The sequence below is a fragment of the Idiomarina sp. 017G genome, from assembly GCF_004362265.1.
Lineage (GTDB): Bacteria > Pseudomonadota > Gammaproteobacteria > Enterobacterales > Alteromonadaceae > Idiomarina > Idiomarina loihiensis.
The window spans coordinates 169,235-190,321 of record NZ_SNWT01000001.1; the positions used below are offsets into that span (position 1 = coordinate 169,235).

General features: G+C 47.0%; 17 protein-coding genes and 4 tRNA genes. 18 read left to right on the top strand and 3 right to left on the bottom strand.

What is annotated here, in order from left to right; translation table 11 throughout:
* Positions 1–70 precede the first annotated feature (70 nt).
* The 7 genes from DEU30_RS00815 (at position 71) to purF (ending at position 8,152) form a co-directional block, all read left to right on the top strand.
* Positions 71–2,428 carry a FimV/HubP family polar landmark protein gene (locus DEU30_RS00815; protein WP_114981566.1) on the top strand — a complete coding sequence of 786 codons (2,358 nt, stop codon included), beginning with the start codon at positions 71–73 and terminating at the stop codon, positions 2,426–2,428.
* Positions 2,429–2,439: 11 nt separating this feature from the next.
* A complete protein-coding gene (gene truA, locus DEU30_RS00820) occupies positions 2,440–3,225 on the top strand; it encodes a tRNA pseudouridine(38-40) synthase TruA (RefSeq protein ID WP_011234268.1) in 786 nt (261 codons plus the stop codon).
* Between the two features lie 91 nt (positions 3,226–3,316).
* Positions 3,317–4,195 (top strand): acetyl-CoA carboxylase, carboxyltransferase subunit beta, encoded by an 879-nt coding sequence (gene accD, locus DEU30_RS00825; RefSeq protein ID WP_011234267.1) that lies wholly within the window; start codon positions 3,317–3,319, stop codon positions 4,193–4,195.
* A complete protein-coding gene (gene folC / locus DEU30_RS00830) occupies positions 4,195–5,487 on the top strand; it encodes a bifunctional tetrahydrofolate synthase/dihydrofolate synthase (RefSeq protein WP_114981565.1) in 1,293 nt (430 codons plus the stop codon). Before accD ends, folC begins: the two co-directional genes overlap by 1 nt.
* Before the next feature lie 3 nt (positions 5,488–5,490).
* A complete protein-coding gene (locus tag DEU30_RS00835; RefSeq protein ID WP_114981564.1) occupies positions 5,491–6,036 on the top strand; it encodes an SPOR domain-containing protein in 546 nt (181 codons plus the stop codon).
* An 89-nt stretch (positions 6,037–6,125) separates the two neighbouring features.
* The gene (locus tag DEU30_RS00840) at positions 6,126–6,620 is read left to right on the top strand and encodes a CvpA family protein (RefSeq protein ID WP_114981563.1); all 495 of its coding nucleotides are present in this window, start codon (positions 6,126–6,128) and stop codon (positions 6,618–6,620) included.
* 14 nt (positions 6,621–6,634) lie between these two features.
* Positions 6,635–8,152: an amidophosphoribosyltransferase gene (purF, locus tag DEU30_RS00845; RefSeq protein ID WP_110012641.1), complete on the top strand. Its 1,518-nt coding sequence runs from the start codon at positions 6,635–6,637 to the stop codon at positions 8,150–8,152.
* Between the two features lie 34 nt (positions 8,153–8,186).
* Here the strand turns inward: purF and astB are convergent, their stop codons facing one another.
* Positions 8,187–9,530, bottom strand: a complete 1,344-nt coding sequence (astB, locus tag DEU30_RS00850; RefSeq protein WP_011234262.1) for an N-succinylarginine dihydrolase — start codon at positions 9,528–9,530, stop codon at positions 8,187–8,189.
* Positions 9,531–9,826: 296 nt separating this feature from the next.
* On the opposite strand from astB, the gene topA reads away from it, so the two are divergent.
* A complete protein-coding gene (topA, locus tag DEU30_RS00855) occupies positions 9,827–12,445 on the top strand; it encodes a type I DNA topoisomerase (protein ID WP_114981562.1) in 2,619 nt (872 codons plus the stop codon).
* 111 nt (positions 12,446–12,556) lie between these two features.
* Positions 12,557–13,291, top strand: a complete 735-nt coding sequence (locus DEU30_RS00860; protein WP_110012639.1) for a TadE family protein — start codon at positions 12,557–12,559, stop codon at positions 13,289–13,291.
* 3 nt (positions 13,292–13,294) lie between these two features.
* Here DEU30_RS00860 and folD read toward each other — a convergent pair whose 3' ends face one another.
* Positions 13,295–14,155 (bottom strand): bifunctional methylenetetrahydrofolate dehydrogenase/methenyltetrahydrofolate cyclohydrolase FolD, encoded by an 861-nt coding sequence (gene folD, locus DEU30_RS00865; protein WP_011234259.1) that lies wholly within the window; start codon positions 14,153–14,155, stop codon positions 13,295–13,297.
* Positions 14,156–14,243: 88 nt separating this feature from the next.
* Positions 14,244–14,423, bottom strand: a complete 180-nt coding sequence (locus DEU30_RS00870; protein WP_081423216.1) for a hypothetical protein — start codon at positions 14,421–14,423, stop codon at positions 14,244–14,246.
* Between DEU30_RS00870 and DEU30_RS00875 the strand changes: the two genes are divergently transcribed.
* The 9 genes from DEU30_RS00875 to lon all read left to right on the top strand — a co-directional run bounded on the left by DEU30_RS00875 (position 14,396) and on the right by lon (position 21,059).
* Positions 14,396–14,472 (top strand) — tRNA-Pro (locus DEU30_RS00875). The genes DEU30_RS00870 and DEU30_RS00875 overlap by 28 nt on opposite strands.
* Before the next feature lie 28 nt (positions 14,473–14,500).
* Positions 14,501–14,577 (top strand) — tRNA-Arg (locus DEU30_RS00880).
* Positions 14,578–14,603: 26 nt separating this feature from the next.
* Positions 14,604–14,679, top strand: a tRNA-His gene (locus tag DEU30_RS00885).
* A 27-nt stretch (positions 14,680–14,706) separates the two neighbouring features.
* A tRNA-Pro gene (locus tag DEU30_RS00890) sits at positions 14,707–14,783 on the top strand.
* A 100-nt stretch (positions 14,784–14,883) separates the two neighbouring features.
* Positions 14,884–15,111 carry a hypothetical protein gene (locus DEU30_RS00895; protein ID WP_011234258.1) on the top strand — a complete coding sequence of 76 codons (228 nt, stop codon included), beginning with the start codon at positions 14,884–14,886 and terminating at the stop codon, positions 15,109–15,111.
* Positions 15,112–15,291: 180 nt separating this feature from the next.
* Positions 15,292–16,593 carry a trigger factor gene (tig, locus tag DEU30_RS00900; RefSeq protein ID WP_011234257.1) on the top strand — a complete coding sequence of 434 codons (1,302 nt, stop codon included), beginning with the start codon at positions 15,292–15,294 and terminating at the stop codon, positions 16,591–16,593.
* A gap of 99 nt (positions 16,594–16,692) precedes the next feature.
* On the top strand, positions 16,693–17,313 hold the full coding sequence (gene clpP, locus DEU30_RS00905; protein WP_011234256.1) for an ATP-dependent Clp endopeptidase proteolytic subunit ClpP: 621 nt from the start codon (positions 16,693–16,695) through the stop codon (positions 17,311–17,313).
* A 28-nt stretch (positions 17,314–17,341) separates the two neighbouring features.
* Complete coding sequence (gene clpX, locus DEU30_RS00910) at positions 17,342–18,613, top strand: ATP-dependent protease ATP-binding subunit ClpX (RefSeq protein WP_011234255.1); 1,272 nt, start codon at positions 17,342–17,344, stop codon at positions 18,611–18,613.
* A 121-nt stretch (positions 18,614–18,734) separates the two neighbouring features.
* Entirely contained in the window at positions 18,735–21,059 is a 2,325-nt protein-coding gene (gene lon / locus DEU30_RS00915; RefSeq protein WP_011234254.1) for an endopeptidase La, read from the top strand.
* Positions 21,060–21,087: the final 28 nt, after the last annotated feature.

Here is a 21,087-nt window from a genome sequence, read left to right on the forward strand (position 1 = left end):
CTGTATGTCATAAAGTTTTTTTAACGAACGCCGTTAAAGATAAGAGCAAAGCGCGGGCAGAGACTAAAGGATGAGAAAAACCAAGATAGTGCAGGTACTGAGATACTTCTCGCTGGCAGCCATGGTGTTGTCCGGCAGCATGACTGTCGCTGCTGCAGGTTGGCAGGATGGCGTCGTTATAAAAGGCGAGAAAGGCTCAGAAGCAACCGATGTTCGTATCGGCCAGGAGCGCTATGGGCCTATAAGCAGCAACGACACCTTGTGGGATATTGCGCGGCGTTATAAGCCACACTCCAGTGTGACCCAGTATCAGACTATGGTTGCTATTGTGCAGGCTAATGACGATGCCTTCGTCGATGGTAATATGAACCGCATGCTCAATGGTTTTTACCTGCGCATTCCCTCTTTGCAAGAAATTAAAATGGTTAACCCCGAAGCCGCTCGTCGGCAAGTCGTGGTAGATAGCCAATTAAAAACCAAGTCTCAACAACTCTCGCAAGCTCGGCAGGACACTCAGAAAACTCGCGCGGAACAGCAGGAGTTACTTGAGCAGGCCCGGGAGAAAGCTGAACAAACCATTCAGGAAGTTGAACAGCGACAGGAACAAAACTTTCAGGAGTTGCGCTCTGATATGCAGCAGTCCATGCAGGCGGTTGAGCGCATGTATGAAGAGAATAAGTCTCTGCAGGAGCGTATCGACGCATTAGCGTCGCGTTTAGATGAGCTTGCCAATAATGTGAGCAAAACCGATGAACTGGAAGTTCAGTTTCAACAGGTATTAGCTCAACAACGGGAGCTGCTTGAACAGCAGGCTAGAGAAGAGCTGGAGCAGGAGTCCGGGTTTTCCGACTGGTTGCAAAGTCCTTTGAATATGTTGCTTGTATCAGTATTACCGGCACTGCTTATTATCGGTCTTATTGTGTTTTTCTTTTTGCGCCGTTCAGCCAAACCGGTAGAGGAAGATGAAGAGGCGGAAGAAAAGAGCAGTAAAGAGCTTACTGAAGAAGAAGCCGCCGCTGAACTCGATAAAGAACTGCTGGGAGATGTACCTAACGACAGTACAGATGGCTTATTCGATATTGATGGTGAAGAAAGCACTGATGACGAAGGTGACGACTTAAGTGCGCTAGAGGCTGAGTTAACCGGAAATTCGGATGAGCCGGAAGCCGCTGATTTGAGCGTTCGTCTTGACGATGGAAAAGACGATGCCAGGAAGGAAGAACCGAAGCCGGAAGCCGAAACTGAACCGGCTGTAGAAGACGATTTAGACGACGATGATCAGGCTGTATTGCCGGATGAAGAAGACGAAGAGTCTAGTGAATTGTCTCAGGATGAACTGGATCGTTTATTTGGCGAAGCCGACGATGATGATGAACAGGCAATTGACCTTTCCGTCACTGATGAAGAAGAGTCTCCGGAGTCATCGAGTGCAGATGCTGATGAACCTGTTTCAGAAAATATTGAGCAAGAAGGTGAAGCAACAGAAGAAGAGTCTGCAGTAGCTGACGTCGATGATATCGATGACATTTTGTCCGACAACGCGCCTTCAGAAACTCCTGAAGAAGCTGACAGCGACGATGAGCGTGCAGTTGATGATAAGCCTGACAAAGGCGAAACTGATTCAGACCAGGAAAGTGACGATTTGTTGCCGGATGACTTTGACGACAGCGAGGTTGATGATGTTCTCGCTGAGTTGGGTCTTGCGGAAAACGAAGCCGATGAGCCGGAAACTGAGAAAGCGGAAAGTTTAGAAACAGGGGGCTCCGAAGCCGAAGATGAACCAGAAGCTGATGAGGCTCAATCAGAAGAAGCTGCCGAAGCGGAAGAAACCGAGCTAACCTCGCAGGAGGAAAGCCAGCCTGTAGAAGAAGACTCCGAAGAAGATAATCTGGAACAGTTGTTACAAGAGTCGGATGAGTTGACGCAGTCACTGGACGACCTGGATGATCTTGAAGAAGAAGTTCCCGACGATGATGCGGAACTTGATCAGGCTGAAGATGAAGCGGACAAAGACTTAGAGTCGCTATTTGGTGGTTCCGATAATGCGGATAATCTTGTCGATGAAGATGAGCCGGCTACAGAAGAAAACGACACCGAAAGCGAAGCCGAAACTGATGCATTTAGCGCTACCGACGACGATGAATTTGTGGATATTGACTCCTTAATGGCGGATGCCGATGAGGAAGACGAAGACAGTGATCGCTATCAGTCGTCGGCAGTAAAAGACGTTTTACCGGATGATGAATCTGGAGATGCCGAAGGGGCTCCACAAGATGATGATCCGTCGGGTCAGCTTGATCTTGCCAGAGCCTATATTGAAATGGGCGAAGAGGACGAAGCTCGGGAGATTCTTCAGCAATTAGCAGAAGGTGATGATGAAGCGCTGGCAAATGAAGCGAAGACGCTGAAACAGAAACTAGATTCGTAGGATAAAGTAGTATGCGAATGGCCTTATGCCTTGAATACGACGGCAGTCGTTATTATGGATGGCAACGACAACGTGAAGTAGCCAGTGTTCAGCAGTGTGTTGAAGAGGCTTTGAGTAAAATAGCGAATGCGCCTGTTGAGGTAACTTGTGCCGGCAGAACGGATGCTGGTGTTCATGCTACCGCACAGATCGTGCATTTTGATGTCCCGGTACCAAGAGCTGATGTTGCCTGGACGTTAGGAGTGAACAGTAATCTGCCCGCTGGTATTGCTGTACGCTGGGCGCGGGAAGTTGACAGTGAGTTCAGTGCGCGGTTTAGCGCTACGTCGCGACGTTACCGTTATATTATTGCCAATACCAGATTCCGTCCGGGTATCCATTCGGCAGGGGTCAGTCATTATCATCAACCACTTGACGCTGAAGTTATGCAAGAAGCTGCTCAGGCGCTAGTCGGTGAACACGACTTTACTGCATTCCGGGCATCTCATTGCCAGTCGCATACCCCGTTTCGTAAGGTTTCCGATTTAACGGTTGAACGCCGTGGCGACTATATTATCGTGGATATTTCGGCGAATGCCTTTTTGCACCACATGGTGCGAAATATCGTCGGCAGTTTGATCGTTGTTGGTCAGCACCTGCAGCCACCGGACTGGATTGGCGAATTGTTAAGACAGAAAGACCGCACCAAGGCTGCAGCTACAGCGAAACCCGGCGGACTTTACCTGGTGGCAGTAACTTACCCGGAACACTATAATATACCCGATGCTCCACTGGGACCTTTGTGGCTAGGCGATTAAGAGTCACTGTTATGACCTCTTTGCTTGACCCATTTGTGGTACCATGTAAGCTACATCAAATTGACTAATAACAGCCTTTGGGCGGAATAGTATGAGCTGGATAGAAAGAATTCTTGCGAAGCCAAAAATTAACAAACGACGTGGCGTTCCAGAGGGCGTGTGGAGCAAGTGCACGGCCTGTGGCAATATTATTTATAAGGCTGATTTAGAACGCAGCCTTAATGTTTGCCCTAAGTGTGATCATCACATGCGGGTTACCGGGCGCAGCCGTTTAGATATTTTTCTGGATAAAGACAATCGCGAAGAAATAGGCACAGATTTAGAGCCAAAAGATGTTCTGCGCTTTAAAGATTCCAAAAAATACAAAGACCGTATTGCTGCCGCGCAAAAAAGCACGGGTGAGAACGACGCCCTAATTGCCGAGAAAGGTACCGTAAAAGGCGTTCCTCTAGTCGCGGTTGCCTTTGACTTTAACTTTATGGGCGGCTCCATGGCATCGGTGGTAGGGGCTAAGTTTGTACTGGCTGCCGAAGTCTGCCTTAAGCATCGTATTCCGCTGGTATGTTTCTCTGCCTCCGGCGGTGCTCGTATGCAGGAAGCTCTGATGTCGTTAATGCAAATGGCTAAGACCTCTGCGGCTTTAGCTCGTATGAGCGAAGAAGGCCTGCCGTTCATCTCGATATTAACCGACCCGACCATGGGTGGTGTTTCTGCGAGTCTGGCAATGTTGGGCGATATTCATATTGCTGAACCAAAAGCTCTCATCGGCTTTGCCGGACCTCGGGTTATTGAACAAACGGTTCGTCAAACCTTACCGGAAGGTTTTCAACGCGCTGAGTTCCTGCTGGAACATGGGGCTATCGACATGATTACCGACCGTCGTGATATGCGCGATACTGTTGCCCGTTTGTTGGCGAAAATGCAAAACTTACCTTCTACCGAAGCTACGGAAGTAAGTGTAAACGAGTAATGGCGGAGATATCCTCATCAGCTCCTGCAGTGACTGCATCACTGCAGGAGTGGCTGACCTACCTCGAAAAACTTCATCCGAAAAATATCGATATGGGTCTGGAGCGTGTAGCCAGAGTGGCTGCTAATGCCGGCGTATTAAAGCCGGCAGCTTTAGTCATAACGGTTAGCGGAACCAATGGTAAAGGCTCAACAGTTTGCTATCTGGAAACGATTCTGCAAGCGGCAGGTTACACTACCGGCGTTTATACCTCACCGCATATTACCGAGTATCGCGAGCGAGTTCGGGTTAATGCGCAAGAATTGCCGGACTCCGAACACGTTAAAGCATTTCATGCTATTGAGCAGGCTCGTAACAATACGTCATTAACTTATTTTGAGTTTGGTACGTTAGCGGCGCTTTGGTTAATGGGTCGCCAGTCTCCGGATGTCGCTATTCTTGAGGTAGGCCTGGGTGGGCGTCTAGACGCGGTTAACTGTGTTGACGCAGACGTGGCTGTGGTCACCAGTATCGGCATCGACCACATTGCTTTTCTCGGAAATAATCGTGAGCACATTGGGTATGAAAAAGCCGGTATTGCCAGATCGGGTAAGCCATTAATTTGTGGTGAAGCAAGTCCAACGGCCAGTATTGCAGAAAGCGCGGAGCGCATCGGTGCTAAGCTTTATCAAGTCGGGCGTGACTTTCATCGTACCGAATACGATGAAAGCTGGAGTTATCGTAGTCAGAACACCCAATTGAATGACTTGCCGTTACCAAAACTGCCTCTTATCAACGCGTCAACAGCCATTGCGGCTATCGAACAATTGCCGTTACCAGTCAGCTTATCGGCTATTCGTGAAGGTATTACTCGGGCAAGTTTACCTGGGAGAATGCAGTCTGATACCGTTAATGGTATTGGAGTTTTGCTGGACGTTGCGCATAACCCGCAGGCTGCAGTTTATGCTAGTCGCTATTTGAATAGATTTTATCCACAACATAAAATTTTTGCTGTTGTGGGGATGTTAAGTGACAAAGACCATGCCGGTGTCGCTAACGCATTGAGTTCTCAGGCTTCTGCCTGGTATCTTGGCTCATTGTCGGAGCCGCGTGGTGAGAATGCGGATAACTTGGTGATCAATGCTAAATTACCTACAGAATCCTGTTATCTGTTTGAATCGGTGGAGCAGGCGTTTGCAGCAGCAGTGACAGCAGCGCAGCAATGGCAAATGAATCATGGTAAGGCTCTGGTTTTCGGCTTCGGCTCGTTTTACACTGTAGCGAGAATTAACGCGTACCTAAAAGGAGCTTGAGCTTTGTCCAGTCCTCTACAAAATCGTCTCGTTGGCACTTTAATACTTGTGGCGTTAGCCGTGATCATTATTCCGGATGTGCTTGATGGCGAAAAGAAAGGGCCTGTGGAACCAATGGAAACCATTCCATTAAAGCCCGCAGTAGAGGAGCAGCTGCAGAAACCTGAAACTCTCTCAGATACAACAGTAGCAGAGCCCGTTACAGTTGAAGAAGCGTCATCAAATGTTGAGAAGACAGCAGACGAGGCCGCTCCCGTTAACGAAGATAACGACGTTCAGGCGCCCCCACGCGAACCTACAGAGTTTGCTGCCGATGGTAAAGCCTGGGTTATTCAGTTAGGTGCTTTTAGTCAGGAAGACAGCGTTAAGCGGTTAATTTCGCAGTTACAGGCAAAAGGCTTTGCCGCCTACTCTCAAGAGACGTCCGGAGGTTCTTTGATCCGTGTATTGGTTGGTCCGGATACATCAAAAACAGAACTAGAAAAGCAACTGACGCCGTTAAAAGAGCTAACTGGCCTTGAAGGTAAGGTCATTACCTACCGGCCATAAGTTTTGCAATATATGCGAAAAGAAATCACATTATGAATCGCATTCTGTTAAAATCGCCCGCGTCTTTAGCCCAGCAATTGTGAGTCATTATGCTCTGGATTGACTACGCCATTATTATTGTTATCGGCCTTTCTACGCTTATCAGCCTGGTAAGAGGGTTCGTTAAAGAAGCCGTATCTCTGGCCATCTGGATAGCAGCTTTTTTTATCGCTAGTCAGTTCTACGAAGATCTTGCGGTATACTTTACCCAAATTGGTGATCCGCTGGTCAGAAACGCTGCCGCTATTGCCGCATTATTTGTAGCGACACTTATTCTGGGCGCTATTATCAACTATATTCTTTCTCAATTAGTTCATCACACCGGGTTGTCCGGAACTGACCGGGTTCTTGGTCTGGTGTTTGGCGCCTTACGCGGAGTGCTAATTGTCAGTGCGTTATTATTCTTTATCGACTCCTTTACTACGTTATCTTCCAGTGAATGGTGGAAGGGGTCCGTGTTAATTCCCCATTTCGGTGTATTTATTCAGTGGTTTTTCAGCTATCTGGAAAACAGCTCCAGTTTTTTAGTCCCTCAACCTGTATAAAAAGGTGAAAAGACATGTGTGGTATTGTTGGTATTGTTGGTAAGCAGCCTGTTAACCAAGCGCTTTACGATGGGTTAACCATGCTTCAACATCGTGGCCAGGACGCCGCTGGTATTATGACAGTTGATGAGCACTGTACTTTGCGTTTAAGAAAAGCCAACGGATTGGTGCGGGATGTGTTCCATACACGTCACATGCACCGCTTGTCGGGTAATGTCGGTATTGGTCATGTGCGTTACCCTACGGCCGGAAGTTCGAGCTCAGCAGAAGCGCAGCCATTCTATGTTAACTCGCCTTTTGGTATTGCCATGGCGCACAACGGTAACTTAACTAATGCTGCTGACGTTCAGGAACATTTGTTTCAAACGGCCCGTCGCCACATTAATACCACCTCCGACTCGGAAATTTTGCTGAACATTTTTGCCAATGAGCTGGATAAAAACGAGAGTTTAACGCTGAGCGAAGAAGACGTTTTTCGCACCATGACCGCGGTTCACCGTCAGGTTCGTGGTTCTTATGCCGTGGTAGCAATGATCCTCGGTCATGGCATGGTTGCATTCCGTGACCCATGGGGCATTCGTCCTTTAGCCCTGGGTAAACGTGATACCGAAGACGGCGAAGAGTACATTGTTGCCTCTGAAAGCGTTGCCATTGACGGCACCGGTTTTAAATATATGCGCGATGTCGAGCCTGGCGAAGCTATTTATATTACAAACGATGGCAAGCTGTATTCTCGTCAGTGCGCTGATAAGCCAATACATTGTCCGTGTATTTTTGAGTACGTGTACTTTGCGCGTCCCGACTCGTTTATTGATGGCATTTCGGTCTATGCCTCTCGGGTTAATATGGGCCGTAAGCTGGGCGAGAAGATAAAGCGTGATTACGGCGAACTCGATATTGATGTGGTTATTCCAATTCCTGAAACCAGCTGTGATATCGCTTTAGAGATAGCCAGCGTGCTGGACTTACCTTATCGCCAGGGCTTTGTGAAAAACCGTTATATTGGTCGTACCTTTATTATGCCGGGACAGACTCAGCGACGTAAATCAGTACGCCGAAAGTTAAATGCCATTAGCGCGGAATTCCGTGGTAAGAACGTTCTGCTGGTTGATGATTCAATTGTACGTGGAACAACGTCAGAGCAAATAATTGAAATGGCTCGTGAAGCCGGTGCGAAGAAAGTATATTTTGCTTCAGCTGCTCCGGAAATTCGCTTCCCGAACGTTTACGGCATTGATATGCCAAGCGCTAACGAGCTGATTGGTCACGGACGTGAAGCAACGGAAATTCGTGACATAATTAAAGCTGATGGTCTCATTTATCAGGATCTTGACGACTTAATTGAAGCAGTAGGAGCAGAGAACCGATCAATTAAACGTTTTGATACGTCGGTATTCAGTGGTGAATACGTAACGGGTGATGTGAGCCAGGAGTACTTAGATCGTTTGCATGCGGCACGTAATGACGTTGCAAGGTCCGATCGTGACGGCTCAGAAGACGCCAACCTCGAACTTCACAACGACAACGATTAATTCATTCTGAAATAAAAGACTGAGCGCTGGGCGCTCAGTCTTGCTGGAATGGGTACACCGAACCCAGCTTCATAATTTGTGTTAACTCATCAAGTGCCGTGCGTGATTCTTCCAGCAGCGCCGGGTCACGTAAATCATCGACCGCTAACTCATCACGGTAATGCTTCTCTACCCATTGATTCAAACGATTAAATAACCCGTCAGACATCAGGCAATTCTGGTTTGCACCCGCTATTTCTTCATCGTTTAAAGCAACACGTAAACGCAAACAGGCTGGACCGCCCCCGTTGCGCATACTCTGTTTCACATCAAAGTACTCAACCCGCTTAATTGGGCTGTCAGCGCTTTGCGTCAACTGCTCAAGATAGGAACGGACATTATCGTTTTCCTGGCACTCTGTAGGCGCGATAATGGTCATTTGGCCGTCGGGCGGTGTAATTAACTGAGTATTGAATAAGTAGGTATTTACTGCGTCCTGAATGCTCACTTGTTCTGTAGCAACTTTAATGAAATGTAGCGGATGTTCGCCGAATTTACGTTGAATTTCTGCTAATTTCGACTCGGTATCAGTAAAGGCCTGCTCGTGATAAAAAAGCACATTCTGGTTACCGACCGCGATAACATCATTATGGAATACGCCCTGGTCAATAACATCGGGGTTCTGCTGAATGTAAACGGTGTTGTCTTCACTTAAACCATGCAACCGGGCAATTGCCTGAGAGGCTTCCAGAGTCTGTCTTGCCGGGAAGCGCTTAGGTGCTGGTTTAGAACTGTCGAAGGCGTAACGGCCAAAAACAAAGAGCTCAATTCCGGCATGACCATATTCACGACACAGACGGGTGTGGTTCGCGGCACCTTCGTCACCAAAATGTTCATTGTCCGGCAGGTGGGTGTGATGCTCAAAATAACGACCATTATTGAACATTGCCTGCAGAATACGGCCACTGGTTTGTGGTTCTAACGAACGGTGAAACTTATTGGTCAGATTCGCCGGAGTGAAATGCACTTTCCCATTTGCTGTGTCTGCACTGGGCGAAACTGTCGCGGCATTGGCTGTCCACATACTGGAAGCGGAGCAAACGGCCTGAAATATGGCGGGCGCTTCGGTTGCTGCACGGTATAAAACCTCGGAATCGGTACCGTGGAAGCCCAGGCGGCGTAATGCAAAAATATCCGGGCGTTCCTGTGGCGCCAACACACCTTGCTTCATTCCCATATCGTGCAAGGCTTTCATTTTTTTCAGACCTTGCAGGGCAGCATGTTTGGGGCTGGATGTTGCTTTTGCATTGGCTAAAGAGGCAACGTTGCCGAACGACAGTCCAGCGTAGTTATGAGTTGGCCCAACCAAACCGTCATAGTTGACTTCGAAGTGTTGCATGCTCACTTGTCGATACTCCCTGCACGTATCGTGCACCTAAAAATAGAAACTTAATTGCCATTATACTGTTTTAAAACGGCCTTGAAAGCCTTTATTTTTCTGGACTTTGGCTTGCTAACGTAATTGTGACTGTTTATTTAACTTGTGCGAATTTTTATCAAATAACCGAGTTGCGGTTGTTTCTGCAAGCGATAACCGATATACCTAAAAAAGGCCGCTAAAGAGCAATTGCACTTGTAATTGTTACTGTTAGCACGTATATACACGGTCATCTACAACAAGAGAACGATTATTCTATGGCAAAATCGCTCGTCATTGTCGAGTCTCCGGCAAAAGCCAAAACGATTAATAAGTATTTAGGTAAGGACTTTGTCGTTAAGTCCAGTGTTGGTCATGTCCGTGATCTGCCTACCCGTGCCACTGAGACAATAAAGAGTAAGCCGGCTGCAGAAGTACGCAAGATGTCGCCGGATGCTAAGGCAAAATACCAGAAAGAACGTGATTATAAGCGACTGATTGCTCGTATGGGGGTTGACCCGGAAAATGACTGGGAAGCGCATTACGAGGTTCTGCAGGGAAAAGAAAAAGTCGTTAAAGAGCTAAAACAGTTAGCCAAAAAGTCAGATGAAATTATTCTGGCAACGGATTTGGACCGCGAGGGAGAGGCGATAGCTTGGCACTTGCGGGAACTTATTGGTGGTGATGACTCGCGATATAAACGCGTGGTGTTTAACGAAATAACGAAAAAAGCCATTCAAGAAGCTTTTCAACATCCGGCAGAGCTGAACACCGACCGGGTTAATGCGCAGCAGACCCGACGTTTCCTGGATCGGGTCGTTGGTTTTATGGTGTCGCCCTTGTTGTGGAAGAAAATCGCCCGAGGGTTGTCAGCAGGACGTGTCCAATCTGTCGCTGTAAGGCTTGTGGTTGAACGTGAGCGTGAAATTAAAGCCTTTGTACCGGAAGAGTACTGGGACGTTCATGCAGACTTAAACACGCCTGCGGACGAGTCTCTGCGCATGCAGGTGATGAAGCAGGCTGGTAAGAACTTCCGTCCGTCCAATAAACAGGAAACGGACGCAGCTTTAGCACTACTGAAAAAAGCCGGCTATGAAATTACCGGGCGTGAAGATAAGCCAACGTCCAGTAAACCCAGTGCGCCTTTTATTACCTCGACTCTGCAGCAAGCCGCCAGTACCCGGTTAGGCTTTGGCGTTAAGAAAACCATGATGATGGCTCAGCGTCTGTATGAAGCAGGCCACATTACGTACATGCGTACTGACTCAACCAATTTAAGTTCTGAGGCTGTCGATGCTTGTCGTGAATTAATTACCAAGGACTTTGGTAAAAATTATTTACCGGACGCTCCTGTTCGCTATGGTGCAAAAAGTAACGCACAGGAAGCGCACGAAGCGATACGTCCGTCAGATGTGAAGGTTAAGTCAGAGTCACTGGCTTCTGTGGAGCGAGACGCGCAGCGTTTGTATGAGTTGATTTGGCGTCAGTTTGTGGCCTGCCAAATGGTACCGGCTCGATACGATAGTACCACCCTGACGGCAACCGCCGGCGATTTTGAATTGAAAGCTCGCGGACGCGTGATGCGGTTTGCCGGTTGGACTAAGGTGATGCCTCCGGCCAGTAGTAAAAAAGACGGTGATGCGACCTTGCCTGATGTGAAAAAAGGCGATGCATTACAGCTGGAGAAACTGAACCCGGAACAACACTTTACTAAGCCGCCGGCGCGTTATGGTGAGGCTTCTTTAGTCAAAGAGCTGGAGAAACGAGGCATTGGTCGTCCATCAACTTATGCTTCAATTATTTCTACCATTCAGGATCGCGGTTATGTTCGGGTTGAGAGCCGTCGGTTCTTTGCTGAGAAAATGGGTGAAATTGTCAATGACCGGTTGGTTGAGAACTTCACTGAGCTAATGAACTATAACTTTACGGCGGAAATGGAACAGGCTCTGGATGATATTGCTGCCGGAAAGCGGAACTGGAAAGAGACTCTGGATAAGTTTTATGCCGACTTTAAAGAGCGTCTGGAAAAAGCAGAACTGGAACCGACCGAAGGCGGTATGCGCGAGAACAGCATGGTTCTTACCGATATCGACTGCCCTGAATGTGGTCGCAAAATGGGAATAAGAACAGCTTCCACGGGAGTATTCCTTGGCTGTTCTGGCTATAACCTGCCGCCCAAAGAGCGTTGTACCAAAACGCTTAACCTGACACCGGGCGAAGAAGCTATAGAGGTGACTGACGAAGAAGAGCGTGAAACTGAAGCGCTTCGGGCCAAAAAGCGTTGTCCTAAATGTGGCACCGCAATGGACAGTTACCTTATTGATGAAAAGCGTAAGCTTCATGTTTGCGGTAACAACCCAACATGTGACGGCCAACTGGTTGAAGAGGGGACTTTCCGCATTAAGGGTTATGACGGACCCACCATTGAATGCGATAAGTGTGGTTCTGAAATGCAGTTAAAAACGGGACGTTTTGGTAAATATTTTGGTTGTACCAACAGTGAGTGCAAAAACACTCGGAAATTACTGCGCAGCGGGGAAGCTGCGCCACCGAAAGAAGACCCTGTGCCGTTACCGGAATTGCCTTGTGAAGAGTCGGATGCTTACTTTGTGCTAAGAGACGGTGCCTCCGGTATTTTCCTGTCGGCCAATACCTTCCCTAAATCCAGAGAAACACGCGCGGTAACGGTAAAAGAGCTGGCTCAGTTTAAAGATCGTTTACCGGAAAAATTTAAGTACCTGGCAGAAGCACCCAAGGAAGATGATGACGGTAATGATGCTATTGTTCGTTTTTCAAGAAAGAATAAAGAACAGTACGTTGTAACTGAAATTAAGAAGAAACAAACAGGGTGGAAGGCGTTCTACCGTAACGGTAAATGGAAAGTTGAGGAAAAGTAGCTAAAAACTTACGAACAAACACTCATTTTGCCAATAGTTAAAAGATAAAAGCTGGACTAACATAGTGCCGTGTCTATTGAAGGACACGGCACACCGGACACGGAGGTCCTCATGTTATTGTCTCGCTTGAGCATAACACTTCCCGCTGCTTTTCCGGCAGCGGGTTTTTCTTTTCTGAACCCCGTTAAAATACTGAAAAAACAATCCGGGCAGGCGAGTGTTGAGCTGCTGGTCGTTTGGCCTGTTATTGTCGCCTGCGTTTTTACTTTTGTTCAGGTTCTCTTTATTTGGTGGGCGCAGCAAACACTTACAGTAGCGAATCAGTATGCAGTGAGAGCAGGAAGTCTTAACCATGGTAACAATAATGCCATGGTGAACACGCTGGCGGCAGGAATGGCCGGTTTAAAACCACAACTGAACATAGATAACAAAATAGCCGCCGCAGCTGAGGCTATAGCTAAACAGCGACTTCATTTCTCGCGCTTTGGACAATTAAAGGTTCTGTCACCCAGTACTAATGATTTTCGCCAGTTTTCGGACTGGCGCTGGGATAACGAATTGCAAAAAGACGTACTGGAAATTTCGGTTGACCATTATCATGCACGGGCTGGCGATAATGCCTCCGAGGAATGGCATCAGGCACGCGTTTTGGTTATTGAAACTTATTGGTGCTTGCCACTGGAAATTCCAATTGCTGCTGATTTTCTGGCGGCAACACAGAGTTTAGTCTCAGATTCAAAAGCCGCGACTTACTGTGCAGGCCGAAGTACTTTATTTGATAAACCGTTGTGGGGGTTATCGAATACCGCTCAACATGTCATGTTAAGCGGCTACCGACAGCAATAAAATTTAACGAACGTCGTGATAATCGACACAGGCCTGCAATGTGTTCTCAATTAACGAGGCAACTGTCATGGGGCCAACGCCACCGGGAACAGGAGTGATCCAGCCGGCTCGCTCGGCAGCGACAGAGAACTCCACGTCACCGGTTAATCGACCATCGGGCAGGCGATTCATTCCTACATCTATGACGATGGCGCCAGGTTTAATCCACTCGCCAGGAATGAACTCCGCTTTGCCTACCGCAACAACAACGATATCAGCACGCTTGACATGATCGGATAAGTCTTTGGTAAAGCGATGACACACCGTCGTTGTTGCTCCTGCCAGTAATAACTCCAGGCTCATTGGACGACCAACAATATTCGATGCCCCGACAACCACTGCGTTTAAGCCGTGTAAGTCAACGTGCGTATGCTCTAACAGTGTCATAATACCTTTGGGGGTACAGGGGCGCAAAGCCGGGATACGTTGTGACAAACGTCCAATATTGAATGGATGGAAGCCGTCGACATCTTTATCCGGGCGAATTCTTTCTAAAATTGGTGTGGCATCCAGACCCGCAGGCAACGGAAGCTGAACTAAAATACCATCTACGGCGTCGTCATCGTTCAGCTCTTCAATGAGCTTCTCAAGTTCTTTCTGTGTTGTGGTTATTGGTAAGTCGTAATCAAACGAGCGAAAACCAACGTCTTCACAGGCACGGCGCTTGTTGCCCACGTAAACTTCTGAAGCGGCGTCGCTTCCGACCAGAACAACAGCTAACCCTGGTGCGCGTAATCCGGAATCAATGCGTTCTTTTACTTGCTGTTTAACCGCCTGGCGAACAGTGGCAGCGATGGTTTTACCATCGATAATTTGAGCTGGCATAATGACGTTCCCAAAGATGAGAGAATTCAAGGTGATATATAAGTTGTATTGTAACTTTTTTCTGCCCTGAATGTCACCGGTTGTTGGTTTAGTCGTCAGGTTGTTGCAAAAGTAGCCAGTCGGCACTGATAACCGAAAAAAAGTTTGACGGGTCAGTCTTCAGCAGGTAATATTCGCCACCGTTGTCGACCAGCAATAGTGTTTTTAAAAGCTGCGTATGACACGGCTTTCGGAGAAATTCGGCGATTAGCGCAGTTTGGTAGCGCACTTGGTTTGGGTCCAAGGGGTCGCAGGTTCAAATCCTGCATCGCCGACCATTCTCTTGACGGTTTATTGGTTCGATATGCGCCCGTAGCTCAGTTGGATAGAGCAACGGCCTTCTAAGCCGTGGGTCGCAGGTTCGAATCCTGCCGGGTGCGCCATAACGCGCCAAAGAAATCACTCAGTGGTGGGTGTAGCTCAGTTGGTAGAGCCCCGGATTGTGATTCCGGTTGTCGTGGGTTCAAGTCCCATCATCCACCCCATTTCTTTTGAAGTAACATCCTGTATTTCGGCGATTAGCGCAGTTTGGTAGCGCACTTGGTTTGGGTCCAAGGGGTCGCAGGTTCAAATCCTGCATCGCCGACCATTACACTAATTCCCCCTTTTTCTTTTCAGCCACTACTGCTACATTTATCTAATACTTAATCAAAAGATTTTGTTGTTAATCCTTGGCTGGAGCTATTGTTATGGACTTTAAGAAAAGTTTAAAGAATCCCGCTGAAGCGTTCGATTCTCCGCAAGACGTGGCAAATGATCCTGAGCTTTCAAACGAGCAGAAAATCGAAGTGCTGACGCAGTGGCGTTATGATGAATTGGAAACCGAAGTCGCCGATCAAGAAAATATGGCCGGGGATAAACCGGATAAACTGGGCGAAATCAACAATCTACTCCTTGAGCTTAAAGATAAATCTTAGTTATTTTTCCTTCCGTTAAAGTGAAGCCTAAAAATTGCCGCTCGGGGGCTCGACTCCGGGCGGTCACCTCGCTATAATGCTGCGTCATTTTTAAAGGTCAACGCCGTTGCCGTATCTCATTTTTATAATGATAAGTTGATGCGAGTAACATTCATTGATTGAAACCGAGGTAATGAAGCAATGCAGGTTTCTGTAGAGACAACTCAAGGTTTAGAACGTCGTGTGACTGTTACAGTCCCGGCAGATACAATTGATAGCGAAGTAAAACGCTTATTAAAAGAAGAATATCGCCATCGTCGTGTGAATGGTTTCCGCAAAGGAAAAATTCCGCCAAACGTATTACAAAAGCTGTTTGGTCGCGAAGCCCGTTCACGTGCAGCGTCAAGTATCATGCAAAGTAAGTACTTTGAAGCTGTTATGCAGGAAAAACTGAACCCTGCTGGCGCACCTGCAATTGAACCTAAAGTCAATGAGCCAGGTAAAGATCTTGAGTTCACGGCTACGTTCGAAGTGTATCCAGAAGTAGAAGTACAGAACCTGGACAAAGTAAAAGTTGAAAAGCCTGCTGTTGAAGTCACTGAGAAAGACGTCGACAACATGCTGGAAACGTTGCAGAAACAACATGCTGACTGGAAAGAAGTTAAGCGTAAATCCAAAAAGGGTGACCGTGTCACTATGGATTTCGTTGGTTCTATTGACGGTGAAGAATTTGAAGGCGGTAAAGCTGACGACTTCGCGCTTGAGCTGGGCGAAGGTCGCATGATTCCTGGGTTTGAAGATCAAATCAAAGGAATTAAAGCGGGCGAAGAAAAGACTATTGAAGTCACTTTCCCGGAAGACTATCACGCTGAAAACCTGAAAGGTAAAGAAGCGCAATTCGTGGTAACCGCGAAGAAAGTTGAAGCACGTGACCTGCCAGAGCTAAACGATGAGTTCGTTGCATTGTTTGGTGTGAAAGAAGGCGGCGTTGAAGCGTTGAAAGAAGAAGTTCGCAAAAATATGGAACGCGAGCTGAAAAACGCAGTGAAAGCAAAAGTTAAAGAACAAGTACTGAAAGGTATTGTTGAAAACAACGACGTTGAACTGCCTAAATCAATGATCGACCAAGAAATTGACCAGTTGCGTAAGCAAGCGGCTCAACGTTTCGGTGGTAATGTTGAACAAATGCCTGACTTACCGGCGGAGCTGTTCGAAGAACAAGCGAAAGAGCGTGTTAAAGTTGGTTTGTTATTAGGTGAAGTGATTCGTGGTAACGAGCTTAAAGCTGATGATGAGAAAGTTGATGAAATCATCGCAACGGCAGCTTCTGCTTATGAAGACCCGCAGGAAGTTGTGGAATACTACAAGTCAAACAACGATATGATGCAGCAAGTTCGTAACTTAGCGTTGGAAGAGCAAGCAATCGAATTCGTGTTGGAAAAAGCCTCGGTTAAAGATAAAAAAGCGAGCTTTGATGACATCATGAATCCGAAGCAGCAGTAATCTAGTGTAACGGAATCCTTGACGGGTCCCGCTACAGCTTGGTTTAATGGCTCGTATGACCTCATACGAGCCATTTTTATTTCAGGAGCTTTATAAAACATGTCGAGCGATATTCAGGATCCAATGGCACAGCTAGTCCCTATGGTCGTCGAGCAGACTTCGAAAGGTGAGCGCTCTTACGACATCTATTCACGTCTCTTAAAAGAACGTGTCATTTTTTGTTGTGGTCAGGTAGAAGACCACATGGCCAATCTCATTGTGGCTCAGCTACTGTTTTTAGAATCAGATAATCCTGATAAAGACATTTACCTTTACATTAATTCGCCTGGTGGGGTAGTGACAGCGGGTATGGCTATTTACGATACCATGCGCTTTATTAAGCCGGATGTTAGCACGGTATGTATGGGCCAAGCGGCCAGTATGGGCGCGTTCCTATTGGCTGGGGGGGCTCAGGGTAAACGTTATTGTTTACCTAATTCCCGAGTGATGATTCACCAGCCGTTGGGTGGATTCCAGGGACAAGCGTCAGATTTTGAAATTCATGCGAAACAAATTTTGGATCTGAAAGAGCGCTTAAACCGTATGTTAGCGGAGAACACAGGTCAGGATTACGAGAAAGTGGCCAGAGACACTGATCGCGATCACTTTTTATCGGCAGAAGAGTCAATCGATTACGGCCTGGTTGATGGTATTTTACGTCAGCGTGGCGAAGAGTCCTGAGTTGGCGCAGAGCAGTTAGGAGAAAAGCATGACGGATCAGTCCAAAGGTGACGGCGATAAGCCGCTATATTGCACTTTTTGTGGCAAAAGTCAGCACGAAGTTAAGAAGCTTATTGCAGGACCGTCCGTATTCATTTGTGATGAATGCGTTGAGCTATGCAATGACATTCTAAAAGAAGAAATTCATCAACTGTCTCCGGTTCCGGATCAGGATGAGTTGCCTGTGCCAAAAGCTATCCGTAAGCATTTGGATGACTATGTTATTGGTCAGGATCGCGCCAAAAAGGTGTTGTCGGTAGCCGTTTATAATCACTATAAACGCTTACGCGGTTCAGCCAAGCAGGAAGTTGAGCTTGGCAAAAGTAATATCCTGCTAATTGGTCCGACAGGCTCAGGAAAAACTTTCCTGGCTGAAACCTTAGCGCGTTATTTGGATGTGCCATTTACTATGGCAGATGCAACAACATTAACCGAAGCGGGTTATGTTGGCGAAGACGTTGAAAACATAATTCAAAAGCTTTTACAGAAGTGTGATTACGACGTTGAGAAAGCAGAGCGTGGTATTGTCTATATTGATGAGATTGATAAGATTTCACGTAAGTCGGACAATCCGTCGATTACTCGCGATGTCAGTGGTGAAGGTGTACAACAAGCCTTACTGAAACTGATTGAAGGAACAGTTGCTTCTGTGCCGCCACAAGGTGGTCGGAAACATCCTCAACAAGAGTTTCTGCAAGTCGATACATCAAAAATTCTGTTTATCTGTGGCGGTGCTTTTGCTGGCTTGAATAAAGTTATCGAGCAACGCTTGTCTACCGGAACCGGTATTGGTTTTGGCGCAGAAGTGAAGAGTAAGACGCAAAGTGAAGAAGGGGCAATCATTGCTAAAGTGGAACCGGAAGATTTGGTTCGCTATGGCTTGATTCCCGAATTCATTGGTCGCTTACCGGTTGTAGCCACGCTAGATGAGCTGGATGAAGAAGCGTTGATTGAAATTTTGCGTGAGCCAAAAAATGCGTTAACCAAGCAATACTCAGCTTTGTTTGAAATGGAAGACGTTGAATTGGAGTTTCGTGAAGATGCTTTAAGAGCTATCGCGAAAAAGGCTATGGCTCGCAAAACAGGTGCTCGTGGTCTACGTTCCATTGTGGAAGGTGTTCTGCTGGGCACTATGTATGAACTGCCTTCTATTGAAGGGGTCGCGAAAGTTGTGGTGGATGAGTCGGTAATCGCTGGTGAATCCGATCCTATTCTAATTTACGCGAATCAGCAGAAAAATAAGCAGGCTTCGGGCGAATAATCCGAAACTGTATTAAAAGTGTTCGAAAAAGGGCCGGAAAGGCCCTTTTTTTCTGTCAAGGATTGAACTTTCAGGTAAAGACCGCATATTACAAAGTAAACCTAGGTCGGGAGAGAATTTAATGAGCGAAGAGCGCACCGAACAATTAACGATGCCGGTTCTGCCGTTGAGAGATGTCGTGGTATACCCGCATATGGTGATACCACTGTTTGTCGGTCGGGAAAAGTCGATTCGATGCTTACAAGCCGCTATGGATGAAGATAAACAAGTTTTTCTGGCGGCTCAGAAAGACGCTTCTGTGGATGAACCTACTACTGAGGATATTTATCAGGTAGGTACAGTTGCGACAGTTCTACAGCTACTGAAACTACCCGATGGCACCGTTAAAGTGCTGGTTGAAGGTAAGCAACGGGCGCAGCTGGATGAATTGCAGGATAACGAAGAATACTTTCAAGCTAGTATTCATTATCTGGCCGCGGAAGAGTTACCGGAAAAAGAAGAAGAGATTCTTATTCGTTCGGCACTGAATCAGTTCGAAGGCTATGTAAAGCTAAATAAGAAGATACCGCCGGAAGTACTGACGTCTCTGTCCGGCATTGAAGACGGCGATCGCTTAGCGGACACAATGGCTGCCCATATGCCGCTGAAACTTGCAGAAAAGCAGGCCATTCTTGAAATTACTGACATTCGGGAGCGCATCGAGCATCTGATGGCTCTGATGGAAGGTGAGATTGATATTCTGCAGGTGGAAAAGCGCATTCGTAGCCGCGTTAAAAAACAGATGGAAAAAAGCCAGCGCGAATATTATTTGAATGAGCAAATGAAAGCCATTCAGAAAGAGCTGGGTGAAACCGAAGATGGCGTCGATGAATTTGAGCAGTTACAGAAGAAAATCGATGACGCCAAGATGCCGGCAGAAGCGAAGAAAAAGACTGAAGCTGAGTTACAAAAATTAAAAATGATGTCACCCATGTCAGCGGAAGCGACTGTCGTGCGCGGCTATATAGACTGGATGGTATCGGTTCCATGGAAGAAACGTTCGCGTATTAAGAAAGATTTAGCTCATGCTGAAAAAGTTTTAGATGCTGATCACTACGGGCTGGAGAAAGTTAAAGAACGTATTATTGAGTATCTTGCGGTACAACAACGAACCACCAAAGTGAAAGGTGCGATTCTTTGTTTAGTAGGTCCTCCAGGTGTCGGTAAAACCTCGCTTGGACAGTCGATAGCGAAGGCGACGGGGCGTGAGTATGTGCGCATGGCGCTAGGGGGCGTACGCGATGAAGCAGAAATACGAGGTCACCGCCGTACTTATATTGGCTCTATGCCGGGTAAACTGATTCAAAAAATGTCAAAAGTTGGCGTTCGTAATCCACTGTTTCTGTTAGATGAAATTGACAAAATGTCGGCTGACATGCGCGGTGACCCGGCTTCAGCATTGCTAGAAGTACTGGATCCTGAGCAAAACATTAACTTCAATGACCATTATCTTGAAGTCGATTACGATTTGTCAGATGTCATGTTTGTGGCGACATCTAACAGTATGAATATTCCAGCGCCATTATTAGACCGCATGGAAGTGATTCGCTTGTCGGGTTACACCGAAGAAGAGAAGCTGAATATTGCGAAGCGACATTTGTTAACCAAGCAAATTGGCCGTAACGGTTTAAAAGAAAAAGAAATTACGGTTCAGGACAGTGCGATTATTGGCATTATCCGTTATTACACCCGCGAAGCCGGGGTGCGTAACCTCGAACGTGAGCTGTCGCGCTTGTGCCGGAAATCGGTTAAGCAAATTTTGCTGGATAAATCGATAAAACATGTTGAGATTACCGGCGACAATCTTAGCGACTATTTGGGCGTGCAACGGTTTGATTACGGCAAAGCTGAAGAAGCGAATCAAGTCGGTCAGGTTACTGGCTTAGCATGGACTGAAGTTGGCGGAGACTTGCTGACTATCGAAGCTACTAATGTAGCTGGTAAAGGAAAGACAACCACCACAGGTTCCCTGGGTGATGTTATGCAGGAGTCTATTCAGACTGCTCTGACAGTGGTTCGTAGCCGTGCTGATAAGCTGGGCATTGCGGAAGACTTCCATGAAAAACGCGATATTCATGTACATGTACCAGAAGGCGCTACACCGAAAGATGGGCCCAGTGCAGGTATTGCTATGGTGACAGCTATGGTGTCATCGTTAACCGGTAAGCCTGTTCGTTCTGATGTAGCAATGACGGGCGAAATTACGTTGCGCGGTGAAGTGCTGGCCATTGGTGGTTTAAAAGAGAAATTGCTGGCTGCGCACCGTGGTGGAATCAAGCATGTGTTAATTCCTAAAGAAAATGAACGCGACTTGAAAGAAATTGCTGACAACGTAAAACAGGACTTAGTGATTCAGCCGGTAAAATGGATTGATGAAGTATTGGATGTTGCTTTGGTTAAGGAGTAACCAGCAATATAATACTAAAGTCATATTC